This is a genomic window from Streptomyces sp. NPDC006733, assembly GCF_040636125.1.
Taxonomy (GTDB): Bacteria; Actinomycetota; Actinomycetes; order Streptomycetales; family Streptomycetaceae; genus Actinacidiphila.
The window spans coordinates 19,582-30,383 of sequence record NZ_JBEYJD010000069.1 but is presented as its reverse complement, the minus strand read 5'-3'; the positions used below and the strand labels follow the sequence as shown (position 1 = coordinate 30,383).

12 protein-coding genes are annotated in these 10,802 nt (G+C 72.8%); 8 read left to right on the top strand and 4 right to left on the bottom strand.

Annotated elements, in window-relative coordinates; all coding sequences use genetic code 11:
- Positions 1 to 92: 92 nt before the first annotated feature.
- The 4 genes from ABZ721_RS37500 to ABZ721_RS37485 form a co-directional block, all read right to left on the bottom strand.
- Positions 93 to 827: a GAF domain-containing protein gene (locus ABZ721_RS37500; protein ID WP_358793293.1), complete on the bottom strand. Its 735-nt coding sequence runs from the start codon at positions 825 to 827 to the stop codon at positions 93 to 95.
- Positions 828 to 870: 43 nt separating this feature from the next.
- Complete coding sequence (locus tag ABZ721_RS37495) at positions 871 to 1,656, bottom strand: GAF and ANTAR domain-containing protein (RefSeq protein ID WP_358793292.1); 786 nt, start codon at positions 1,654 to 1,656, stop codon at positions 871 to 873.
- Between the two features lie 123 nt (positions 1,657 to 1,779).
- Positions 1,780 to 2,517, bottom strand: a complete 738-nt coding sequence (locus ABZ721_RS37490; protein WP_358793291.1) for an ANTAR domain-containing protein — start codon at positions 2,515 to 2,517, stop codon at positions 1,780 to 1,782.
- A gap of 557 nt (positions 2,518 to 3,074) precedes the next feature.
- Positions 3,075 to 3,512: an STAS domain-containing protein gene (locus ABZ721_RS37485; protein ID WP_358793290.1), complete on the bottom strand. Its 438-nt coding sequence runs from the start codon at positions 3,510 to 3,512 to the stop codon at positions 3,075 to 3,077.
- A 648-nt stretch (positions 3,513 to 4,160) separates the two neighbouring features.
- Between ABZ721_RS37485 and ABZ721_RS37480 the strand changes: the two genes are divergently transcribed.
- From ABZ721_RS37480 to ABZ721_RS37445, 8 genes are all read left to right on the top strand, one after another.
- Positions 4,161 to 4,985, top strand: coding sequence for a helix-turn-helix transcriptional regulator (locus ABZ721_RS37480; RefSeq protein ID WP_358793289.1), 825 nt, complete (start codon positions 4,161 to 4,163; stop codon positions 4,983 to 4,985).
- A complete protein-coding gene (locus ABZ721_RS37475; protein WP_358793288.1) occupies positions 4,982 to 5,776 on the top strand; it encodes a 4'-phosphopantetheinyl transferase superfamily protein in 795 nt (264 codons plus the stop codon). Before ABZ721_RS37480 ends, ABZ721_RS37475 begins: the two co-directional genes overlap by 4 nt.
- Before the next feature lie 507 nt (positions 5,777 to 6,283).
- On the top strand, positions 6,284 to 7,438 hold the full coding sequence (locus ABZ721_RS37470) for a beta-ketoacyl synthase N-terminal-like domain-containing protein (protein ID WP_358793287.1): 1,155 nt from the start codon (positions 6,284 to 6,286) through the stop codon (positions 7,436 to 7,438).
- Positions 7,435 to 8,415, top strand: a complete 981-nt coding sequence (locus ABZ721_RS37465) for a beta-ketoacyl synthase N-terminal-like domain-containing protein (RefSeq protein WP_358793286.1) — start codon at positions 7,435 to 7,437, stop codon at positions 8,413 to 8,415. Before ABZ721_RS37470 ends, ABZ721_RS37465 begins: the two co-directional genes overlap by 4 nt.
- A 24-nt stretch (positions 8,416 to 8,439) precedes the next feature.
- Positions 8,440 to 9,447: a recombinase family protein gene (locus ABZ721_RS37460; RefSeq protein WP_358793285.1), complete on the top strand. Its 1,008-nt coding sequence runs from the start codon at positions 8,440 to 8,442 to the stop codon at positions 9,445 to 9,447.
- A gap of 174 nt (positions 9,448 to 9,621) precedes the next feature.
- The gene (locus ABZ721_RS37455) at positions 9,622 to 9,873 is read left to right on the top strand and encodes a phosphopantetheine-binding protein (protein WP_358793284.1); all 252 of its coding nucleotides are present in this window, start codon (positions 9,622 to 9,624) and stop codon (positions 9,871 to 9,873) included.
- Positions 9,874 to 10,251, top strand: coding sequence for a hypothetical protein (locus ABZ721_RS37450; protein ID WP_358793283.1), 378 nt, complete (start codon positions 9,874 to 9,876; stop codon positions 10,249 to 10,251).
- Positions 10,252 to 10,259: 8 nt separating this feature from the next.
- Complete coding sequence (locus tag ABZ721_RS37445) at positions 10,260 to 10,784, top strand: hypothetical protein (RefSeq protein WP_358793282.1); 525 nt, start codon at positions 10,260 to 10,262, stop codon at positions 10,782 to 10,784.
- Positions 10,785 to 10,802: the final 18 nt, after the last annotated feature.

Here is a 10,802-nt window from a genome sequence, read left to right as displayed (position 1 = left end):
AGGGAGTCCATGCGGAGCATCGGCGACCGACGACAACGCCGCGAGCGTGCGTGCCAGACCCCGCCGACCAGACGAGGATGTGAAGACACGACCTACGGCCGCTCCGCCGCCGCGAGCACCGCCTCGGGGTCGAGGGTGCGGCGGATCAGGTCCTGGGCCGTCTCCGTGGGCCGCCGTCCGGTCAGCCGGCTGTACTCCCGCAGCAGCGCGGCCGCCTCCGCGGCGGACAGCCCGCCGGCGGCGGCGAGCATGCCCTTCGCCGTCTCCAGGGAGGCCTTCGCGGAGATCACCGCCTGGGTGTGGGTGAGGATGTCCTCCGGCCGGGCCGGATCCGCCCGCCACTGCATGATGGCGATCCCGGCCACCTCCGCGAAGGCCTGAGCCAGGTGCAGGTCCTCCCGGGCGGCCCGCGGCGGTGCCAGGAGCAGGTTCAGGGTGCCGACGTTCTGCCCGTGGACGCGCACCGGCAGCGCGTAGGCGCTGTGGAAGCCGGCCGCGAGCGCGGACGGGACGAACCGCGGCCAGCGCTCGCGGAACGCGGGCAGGTCGGCGGCGTCGACCGGCTCCCACGACTGCCAGCAGTCGTGGCAGGGCCCCTCCACGGTCTGCAGCTGGAAGACCTCCGCCAGGTCCGCCCGGTCGTCCGAGACCGACAGCGTGCGCAGCGCCCCGCGGGCCGTCACCAGGGTGACGCTCGCGGCGTCGGCGCCCGCGAGGTTGACGCAGTGGCTGATGAGCCGGTCGACCAGCACCAGGGGGTCGACCGTCCTGTCGAAGGTGTCGGCCAGGCTCACGAACGCTTCCACGATCTGCTGCTGGCGGTTCATGCCGGCTTCACCGTCCCTGTCATGGACACCTGCGGTCCCTGGCCTATTCATCGAAGATCACCCGCAGTGCGATGACGTCCTGGGCCACCTCGGTCACCGTTCGCCCCTGGGTGAAAGCGTACGCACGCAATCGGGCCAGGGCGTGCTGCGGATCCACCCGCAGCTGCACCATCAGCATGCCGGTGGCGTAGTGGACCTCCTGGTGCTCGGTCTCCGCGGTGTCCAGCCAGGCGGTCACGTCCGCTTCCTCCTCCCCGCCCGCCTTCAGCGCGTCGCTCTGCAGCCGCATCAGGGCGAAGGTGATGGCGTCGCCCGCGGGGAAGGCGAAGGACCGGTCCCGGGCGCTGAGCGGGCCCGGCGCGTGGCGGTAGAGGTCGAGGGTGCCGATCGCGAGGGCGTCGCTGCCCAGCGGCAGGGAGAACACCGCCCGCACCCCCAGCTCCACCGCCCGCAGCGCGAAGACGGGCCAGCGGCGCGCGTCGGGGCCCTGCGTCAGATCCTCGGCGAGGACCGGCGCGCTGAGCGTCAGCGCGCTGTGGCACGGGCCGTCACCCAGGGTGTACTGGGCCTCGGCCAGCTGCCCCGCGACCGCGTCGCTCGACCACCACAGGGTGCGCATCCCCGGACCGCCGTCGAGGGAGACCGACGCCCCGGTGATGTCCAGCAGGTCGACGCACGCCTGGCACAGCCGGGCGGGGACCGCCGCGGTGTCGTCGAAGGCGATCGCGTCGGCCAGGGCCCGGGTCAGCAGCCTTCTGTCGGCCTCGTCGTGGACGCGCGGGCGCTGCCGGACACCCTCGTCCTCAGGGTCAGGCTGGCCGGGGACCATGGCGTCCACCTCCGACGGGAAAACGACTACACGGACATCATCCGCCATGCGGTCCGTCCAGGGGGCGCCGTCGCCCCAGGACCGGGCGTCCGTGTCGGCCCGGGAGCGGGTCGCCGCCGTCCCTCAGGCCGGATCGGCGGGCAGGGAACCTTTCTCCACCACCTGTTGCGCCAACTCGGACAGGCGCTGCTGGTGGCTGCGGGCGTGCGCGCGCAGCATGGTGAAGGCCTCGTCGGGCGTGGTTCCGAGCTGGACGGCGAGGATGCCCTTGGCCTGTTCGATGACGGAACGGCTGACCAGGGCGGTGCGCAGGTGCACGGACTCCTCGGTGTGGCGGTGCAGCTGCTGGCGGAAGTACAGGCTGGAGGCGGCCGCGTCCGCGAGCGCCCGCGCGAGGCGGACCTCCTCGGGGCCCAGGGACCCGGTGCCGTTCTCCAGGAGCAGGAGGCTGCCGAGGACCGAGGAGTGGTAGCGCAGGGGCGTGGCGGCGGCAGTGCGGAATCCGGCGGCGCGCGCCAGGCCGACGAAGGCGGGCCAGCGCGGCGTGGGCCCGGACAGCGGCGTGGGCCCGAGCGGTTCCGCGGTCCGGCAGGTGTCGATGGCCGGCCCTTCGCTGCACGCCGCCCGCAGCAGCTGCCGCGGGATGTCGGACGAGGGGGACACGGCGGCCGGGGTGAGGAGCGGGCCGGAGGGCTGCGCGCGGAACACTATGACGCAGTCCGCGTTCAGAAGCTGCTCGCAGCGGGTAGCCATGGCTTGCAGGTAGTCGGCCTCCTCGAGACCGTGGCGGTTCACATCGGCCAACTCGACGAATGTCTGTGTCAGCAGTTGCTCCCGCTGGGATCGCTCCCGCTGCGTCATGCTTCCTGCCGTTCGGGGGTCGGATGTCGAGAGTGGTCCGCCGGATCCCCGGTGGGGCGGCGGGTCGATGGTCGCAGGGACGGGTTCCGATCGAGGTCCGGTCGTCCTCCGAGCCTCCACGCGGCCCGCCGCCGCTTCCGACGGCGGCGGGCCGCGACCGTCCGGGGGCCGAGCTCCCCTTCTGGAGCCCCCGAACGGGGTGCCCCTCATCGGAGGTTCCGCGGAGCCTGCGGGAGGTGGCTCGACACGGGCCCGACACGATGGGGACGTGCCGGATTCTCGTGCTCACCGCAGGCGGGAGGCACCGAACCCGGCAGTCATGGCGGGAGAGGATTCGACGGGTCTCACGGGAGAGTCCGTCCATCGACACAGCGCCTGCCGGGGTTTGGGGCGGGCCGTCAACGGCAGCGTAGAACGCCCCGGCGCAGTCAGCAACCGGCAGTTGGCACTCCGTAGCCACTGTTGAACCGGCTGGACGCGGTGCCTGGCGGGGGCTTTCGGTCCGGCGCGGGAGCCGTCGGGACCGGGTGCCGCGGCCGCCGGGGGGACGACTCTGCTCACGGCCCGTCGCGGCCCCGTCCGCGGGCCGGAACGGTGGCGACGAGGGCCTGTTGCAGCGTCCGGACCGGAGCCAGGACGCCGGCGAGCTCCGCCGCCGCGATCAGTCGGAGGTGCGAGGGGCGCACGCAGATCACCGCGAATCCGCCGCCGCGCTCCACGGTCCGTCTGCGGGCCCTCAGCAGAACGGACAGGATGCTGCAGTCGAAGAACGTCGTGGGCCGCAGATCCACCACCAGCCGGGGACAGCGGGCGGTGACGGCGATGTCCAGGGCCTGGCGCAGCGCGGGCGCGACGAGAAGGTCGAACTCGCCACCCAGGGTGATCAGAAGGGGCCCGCCGAGGCGGTGGACGCCGATGTCCGAGGCGGGTGCTGGAATCCTGTCGAGGGAACGGGGGACGACGAATCGCAGGGAGCTCCGGTTGAGCTCGTCCATGAAGACCTCCGGGCGCAGCAGGCTCCGTATCCGAGTACGGGGCGGCTGATCGCGATCTACACCGGGGTCTTGGGGTGATGTGGTTCAACTTTAAATACGGACAGGTCTGCAGAACCGTGCCTGCACCGAACGTATGACTCGTACGGATGAAGATGGGTCAAACCGCTTGCGCTGCAGGGCAACTGACGGTAGTCGGTAGGTCACGCGCGCGTACGCGGTGTCGCAGCCGGGGAACCGCGCCGGGCCGCACGTTCGTCCCGGATGTCGGGACGCGTAACGACGCGGTTATTTTCAACAGATATCTGCCGGCGAACGGAAGGGAAATGCCTGGTCGATTTTGTTGAATGCTCACCATATTCTGCGCGTTGACGGAAATCTTCCAGCCGTTGTACGGTCGCCCCGAGCGGCCAAGATGTTCCGGCATGCGTCGTCCCGCCCCGGTTCGGCAAGGAGCGGGCGAGATGTTGGGACACCTGTTCGGTTGGTCGCAAGGCGGGTGCGGACGCGGTGAGGCGGGGGCGGGACCGGGGTCGAGGACGACCTGGTGAGGCCTCCGTGCCTCTGGTGCAACTGAGGAAAGGGCATCGGGAATTACTCCGATGTCAACGGGGAGAAATGCCGAATTACGAATCTGAATCCTATCCAGATGTGAACGATCGGCGGGCTGGAAACGCGGCAGAAGGCAAAAGGACAGGCGAGGGCGTCGACGAAATACACTCGGACGACGAGGTCGACCAGGCGCTGCTCGAAATGCGGGCGCTCATCGAGTCGGTGGTGGCGAAACGGCGCGACGCCCCCTCCGCCGGTCCGTCGCTCCTGGAGACGACGGCGGACATCGGGGCGGCCGCAGGAGTCCTGCGGAAATTAATAGCGGAGGCGCAGAGCACCGTCGACGTGGTCCTGCCGTCCGACCTCCCGACCGTGGAGCTGCTGCGCGACGCCCTGGCGTTCGCACCCACGTCCGAGCCGGGCAAGGTCGTCGTGCGCGTGCTGTGCTCGCGGGCGTTCATCGGCAAGCGGCACGGGGCGGAGTGCCTGGAGTCCCGGCCCGACGTCCAACTGCGCGTCACCGACGCCATCCTGTACGGCGCGGTCATCATCGACCGGCAGGTCGCCCTCATGCAGTCCGACCCCGAGCAGGACCACGGCACCCGGGCCACCCTGGTGCGCGCCCCGGCCGTGGTCAAGGCGATCAACGCGCTGTTCGCCAGCGCGTGGCGGCGGGCCGCGCCCATGACCGGCGACCTCATGTGGAAGACGCTCTCCCAGGAGATCGTCCAGTGCCTGCGCAGGGGGCTCACCGACGACGCGGCCGCCCGCGAACTCGGCATCTCGGTGCGCACCTACCGGCGGCACGTGGCGGACATCGTCCGCGCGCTCGGCGCCAGCTCCCGGTTCCAGGCCGGCTTCCACGCGGCGGAGCTGGGCCTGCTGCGGACCGACGGCACCCACGGCCCGGGGAGCTCCGCATGAGCGCGCACCCCGCAGTCCTGGGCGACGATCCACCGGTGCCCGGTCCGCTGCCGGGCACCGTCGAGACCTGGCTGGTACGCGTCGCCGAGTCGGCCGGCGCGGCGGTCGCGAACGCCGGGGTCCTGGACGAGGACGAGTCCCGGCGGGTGGCCGCCACCAAGCACGAGGCGGGGCGGCGGCGCTATCTGACCGCGCACGTGGGCCTGCGGGTACTGCTCGGGGGCCGGCTGGACGTGCCCCCGGAGCGGATCCGCTTCCACCGGGAGGCGTGCCCCATGTGCGGGGGGCCGCACGGCCGTCCGGCGGTCGAGGGCCGGCCGGACGTGCACTTCTCCATGTCGCACTCCGGCGACACGGTCCTGTACGCGCTGGCCCCGACCGCGGTCGGGGCGGACATCGAGTCCCCCTCCGCCCGGCACGAGCGCTTCGACCTGGCCGCGTACCTGCACCCGGGCGAGCGGGCGGCCATCGCCCGGCAGCCGCCCGAGCACCGGGCGGCCGCCGTGCTGAGCTGCTGGGTCCGCAAGGAGGCGTATCTGAAGGGGACCGGGGCCGGTATCGCCGCGGGCGTGGCCGGCGTCCATGTCGGTCTGGCCGCGGCCTTCGCCGGGAACGGGCCGCAGGGAGCGCCGCCGACCCCGGACGGGTGGGTGTTCCGGGACGTGGACGCGCCCGAGGGGTACGCCGCGGCGGTCGCCGTGGCGATCGGCGCCGGCGACCCCGCGTGGGGGACCGGCCCGCTGACCCCGCGTCCGCTGCGCCTCCAGGGCCCCTCCAGCTCCCGGGGCTAGCCTCGGTCCTCCACGGGCCGGCCCATGAGGCGCCGCCCCGCTCCGCTCGACCGCGCGCCGCCGACGCCCCGGGTTCTCCGGGCGGATCGCGGCCGGTCGGGGGGAGCGCGGGCCCGGTTCCCGCTTTCCGCTGCAGCAATATGACAGTTCTGCGGGCTCCGCAGGTCAGCGCCGCGCGATCCCTGTCCACTAGTGGTACGTGCATAGCCCACATAGGGGTGGCGAACATAGCGTCGATCAGGACAGCGGCGCGGGACGGGGAACCTCCCCGCTGCCCCGACGACGAGGCCTGTCCATCCCGCATCGAGTACCGGACGCGACGGGGCGTCCGCGCGCCGATGCCCACCGCACCGACCGGAGCACGCGGCGCCCGGTGACAGCGGTGACGTATGTCCCACCTCGCGTCGGTCGAGTTCGCGTGCAGAAACGGACTTTTAGGTGTGCCATGAGTGAGCCATCGTTGTCAGTGCGGCGGACAGCCGAGACGTGGGATTCCCGGGGGGCGTCATGCCGTCCGTGGTGATGACCGGTCTGGGCGCCGTCAGTAGCCTGGGGAACTCGGCCGCCGAGCTGTGGGAAGGGCTGCTGCGCGCCGACGGCGAGCCGTCACCGGCGCCCGAGGAGTGCGGTCTGGCGGAACGCCCGCCGGTCTACCAGGTCCGGGGCGCCGCCCAGGAGCACACCGAACGCGCCGGACGCCGGTACGGACGCGCCAGCGGCATGGCCTGCCACGCCGTCGGGGAAGCGCTCGCCGACGCCGGACTGGACCGGGCGCGGCTCGCCGACGCGGGTCTGACGGTCGGGACCACCCTGGGCGACATCGACCTGGCCGAGTCCGGAACCGGCGGCGGGGCCACCCGCGCCAGTTCCTTCCAGGTCGCCTCGGCGGTGGCCGGCCGGTTCGGCCTGGGCGGGCCCAACCAGAGCCTGAGCACCGCCTGTTCCGCGGGCGTGTACGCGGTGAGCTGGGCCGCGGAACTGATCGACAGCGGCCAGGCCGACGTGGTGGTCGCCTGCGGGACCGACGGGTACTCCCGGGTCGCGCTCGCCTCGCTGGACCGCTTCGGACTGCTGGACACCACCGTGTGCCGGCCGTTCGACGCGGACCGGCAGGGCATGGTGACGGGCGACGGCGCCGCCGCGGTGGTGCTGGAGTCCGCCGAGCACGCCGCCCGCCGAGGCGCTGTGCCGTACGCCGTCCTGGAGGGCTACGGCTGGAGCTGCGACGGCTACCACCCGACGGCGCCCGAGCCGGGCGGGGAGCAGCTCGGCCGTGCCGTGGCCGGAGCGCTGGGCAGGGCGTCGGGCCCGCCCGGGGCCCTGGTGCTGCACCGGGCGGGCATCGCGGTCAACGACACCGTCGAGAGCGATGTCGTCGCCGCGGCGCTCGGCGAGCGGGTGGACCGCACCCCCGCCTTCGGCATCAAGGCGGTGATCGGCCACACGGCCGGTGCCGCCGGAGTGTTCGGCTGTGTGGCGGCCGCGCTGATGCTGCGGCACAAAGTGGTGCCGCCCAACGCGCACGTGGCCGAACTGGACCCGCAGTGCCCGCTGGAGGTGCCGCTGGCCGGCCCGGTGCCGCTCATCGAGCCCCGGGTGCTGGTCAGCGCCACCGGCTTCGGCGGCAACAACGCCGCCCTCGTGCTGGGAGCGGCCTCGTGACCATCTCCGTCACCGGCATGGGGCTGCTCGCCCCCGGAGTGCGCGGCCCGGGGGACCTGACGGGCTCCGGCGCGCCGCATCCGGCCGAGGCCGACCAGGACTGGTTCGACCCGGTCCCGTACCTGGGCCGGCGCGGCTGGAAGTACCTGACGCCCGCCACCCGCTACCTGCTGGCCGCGGCCAACGAGGCGACCGGACGGAGGCAGGGGGACGGGCCGCCGCCCGGCCACGACGCGGACCGCTTCGGCGTCTGCGCCGGCACCCACCACTCCATCACCGCCCTGCACGCCCGCCTGGACCGTTCCGTCCGGGAGGAGGGCACGGCGGGGCTGAGCCCGGCCGAACTGCCGGGCTTCTCGGTGAACATGCCGGCCAGCCAGCTCGCCATCTCGCTGGCCTGCCGGGCGTTCTCCGTCACCCTGACCAACCCGGTCGTGGGCGGTCTGGACGCCGTGCTCTTCGCGATGTCCGCGCTGCGCCGCGGGCGGGCCGACCGGGTGCTCGCCACCGCCACCGAGGACGCCGACGCCTCGGCCGGAACGCTCGGCGGGGCGGCGGCGCTGCTGCTGGACCGCGGCGCGGACCCGGCCGCGGCCGAACTGACCGGCGGGACCTCGCGGTTCGTGCCCCGGTCCGCCGGGGGCGGCTGGGAGCACGGGGCGCTCACCGCCGCGGTGGGCCGGGTCGCCGCACCGCACACCACTGACCAGGTGGTGCGGTACGCGTTCTGCGGCTCGGCGGAGACCGCGCCGGTGGACGAGGCGGTCCAGGAGGCGTTCGCCGCCTGTGGCGTCCCGGTCAAGCCCACCGCCTACACCGGGAGCGACGCCCGCTTCGGCACGGTGTCGGCGCTGTTCCAACTGATCGGGCTGCTGCACGAGCCCGGTCCAGGCCTCGTCGTCGCGGTGGCCGACGACGGGCATCTCGCCGCAGTGACCGTTCGAGGGGCCGCAGAGGGAGGCCCAGCACGCATATGAAAGCCAATACGGGGGAGCACAACCATGCACAGCAACACCAAGACAACGAAGGCGCCGGGATCGGGCCGCCGCGTGACCTGCCACATGGGCGGCGCGGCAGACATCGCCACGGTGCCCCATCAGCGCCGACATCCGCATCCGCGCCTCGCGGCGCCGGAGCTGCCGGCCCTCGAGACGCAGACGATGCCCGTCCCGGCACCCCTGCTGCGGGGCAGGCCGCCGTACGGCTACCGGGTGGTCACCGACACGGTCGACGGAAGGCAGCGGCGGCAGCTCGTCCCCGATGACCGGACCGCGCCCGTCGTCCAGCGCATCTTCCACGAGTACCTGGCGGAGAAGGGGCTGCAGAGCATCGCGGAGGGCCTGACCGCCGACGGGATCTCCAGCCCCGGGGCGGCCCGGCACGGCCTGGAGTACGGCGCCGCGGCCTGGTCGAAGAGCGCGGTGCGGGCGATCCTGGTCAACAACCGCTACGTGGACGCGGCTCCGGGGTCCGAGGCCGTCGTGCCGCCGGAGGTCTTCGACCGGGTGCAGCGCATGTTCGACCTGCGCAGGACGGGGCCCGCGGCGAACACCCGCTCGGTGGAGCGGGTCTACTCGCTGCGCGGCCTGGTGCGCTGCGGCCAGTGCAACCGGCTGATGCAGGGCACCTGGAACAACGACGAGCCCTACTACCGCTGCCGGTTCCCCGCCGAGTACGCGAGCGCCAACGAGATCGACCACCCGCGGAACGTGTACCTGCGGGAGCAGTCGGTCCTCGGCCCGCTGCTCTCCTGGCTGCGCGCGTCCTGCGCCCCGGACCGCCTCGCGCGGATGGCCGCAGCCGCCGGGTCCAGGGCCCTGCACGAGGCGACCATCGGCGCGACCGCGCGCCGGATCCGGATGCTGCACACGACCGAGGGAACGGAGCAGACGGCCGTGCTCCAGGCGATGGGACTGAAGCTCACCTACGCCGCCCACAACCGCATGCTGCAGGTGAAGGTCGTGCTGAACCCCGCGGAACTCGTCGTCCGCGGTTCGCTCGCGCTCTGACGCGGGCCACGGGACCCCGCTGCCGGATCTCCGTCCGGCAGCGGGCCTTTCCCAACACCCATGTGCGTGCTGGTTCGGGCCAAGGGTTCGCGTAGCGTCCTGAATGAGCGGGCCGCAATGCGTTGCCGGTGGCCGGCGGAATATTTGTCCACTCCTTCAGGAAAGGGAGATTCGATGACCACCGAAGCCGCCTTCAGCAGGACGGAATTGCGGGAACTCGTCGCCGACGCGCTCGACGTGAATCCCGAGTCGCTCACGGACGAGGCCCTCTTCATCGAGGATCTGGATGTCGATTCGCTGGTCGCCCTGGAATTGGCGGTCACCCTGGAGCGCCGGTACCAGGTGAAGATCGGCGAAGAGGAGATCGTGAAAGTCCGCCGCCTTCCGGATGTGCACGACCTGCTGGTGCAGAAGCTGGCCGCCTGAATGAGCGCGGTCATTCTGCTGCCGGGCGCGCGCGTGCTGCGCCTGGACGACGCCGGGATCGCCCTCGAGATCCCGGTCGACCCCGCCGCTCCGGTCTTCGCCGGCCACTACCCGGCGTTCCCGCTGCTGCCCGGGGTCTTCACGCTCGACGCGGTGCACCAGGCGGTGCTGCGGCACGCCGGGGAGCGGGAGGGCGTGCGGCCCGAGCTGGACGAGGTCCGCTCGGTGCGCTTCGCCTCCCCGGTCTTCCCGGGCGACGTGCTCACCGTGGACTGCGTGATCACGTGCGCCGACGGCGTGCGGGACGTCCGCGCCCGGTGCGGGACCGCCCGGGGCAAGACCGCGACCCTGCGGTTGCGGTACCGCGATCCGTCGTAGGAGGACCGATGCTCGACACACGTTCCTGGGGGGCCACGGAGCAGGAATGTGCGGCCGCCTACCCCTGCGACGACCACCTGCCCCAGCCCTATCTCAGCTTCCACCGGGCGGTCGACATCGACGCCCCGGTCCCGCTGGCGTTCCGGTGGCTGTGCCAGATCCGCACCGGCGCCTACACCTACGGCCGGCAGCACAGCAGCAGCCGGACGCTGACTCCCGGCGCGGAGCGGCTGGCGCTCGGCCAGCGCTTCCTCGCCTTCGACCTGGTCGCCTTCGAACCCGACCGGCACCTGACCGGGGTGACCTACCCCGCGGCGCGGCGCGCCTACGGACTGCTCGCGGTCACCTACCAGGTCGCCGAACGGGCGCCCGGCGCCAGCCGGCTGGTGGTCCGGCTCAACGCGGCCACCCCGACGGGCCTGGCCCGGATCCGCGCGGTGGCGCTCGCCGGCGGCGACACCGTGATCATGCGCAAACAGCTACTGACCCTCAAGGCGCTGGCCGAACGCGATGCGGCGGCGGACGCCCGATGACCGACGACCATGACCGGA

Bases quoted from the DNA above. Each gene is read 5' to 3' on its own strand.
- ABZ721_RS37475 (WP_358793288.1), top strand. From the start codon at position 4,982: ATGAGCGCGCACCCCGCAGTCCTGGGCGACGATCCACCGGTGCCCGGT.
- ABZ721_RS37445 (WP_358793282.1), top strand. From the start codon at position 10,260: ATGCTCGACACACGTTCCTGGGGGGCCACGGAGCAGGAATGTGCGGCC.
- ABZ721_RS37490 (WP_358793291.1), bottom strand. From the start codon at position 2,517: ATGACGCAGCGGGAGCGATCCCAGCGGGAGCAACTGCTGACACAGACA.
- ABZ721_RS37450 (WP_358793283.1), top strand. From the start codon at position 9,874: ATGAGCGCGGTCATTCTGCTGCCGGGCGCGCGCGTGCTGCGCCTGGAC.
- ABZ721_RS37460 (WP_358793285.1), top strand. From the start codon at position 8,440: ATGCACAGCAACACCAAGACAACGAAGGCGCCGGGATCGGGCCGCCGC.
- ABZ721_RS37485 (WP_358793290.1), bottom strand. From the start codon at position 3,512: ATGGACGAGCTCAACCGGAGCTCCCTGCGATTCGTCGTCCCCCGTTCC.
- ABZ721_RS37455 (WP_358793284.1), top strand. From the start codon at position 9,622: ATGACCACCGAAGCCGCCTTCAGCAGGACGGAATTGCGGGAACTCGTC.
- ABZ721_RS37500 (WP_358793293.1), bottom strand. From the start codon at position 827: ATGAACCGCCAGCAGCAGATCGTGGAAGCGTTCGTGAGCCTGGCCGAC.
- ABZ721_RS37470 (WP_358793287.1), top strand. From the start codon at position 6,284: ATGCCGTCCGTGGTGATGACCGGTCTGGGCGCCGTCAGTAGCCTGGGG.
- ABZ721_RS37495 (WP_358793292.1), bottom strand. From the start codon at position 1,656: ATGGTCCCCGGCCAGCCTGACCCTGAGGACGAGGGTGTCCGGCAGCGC.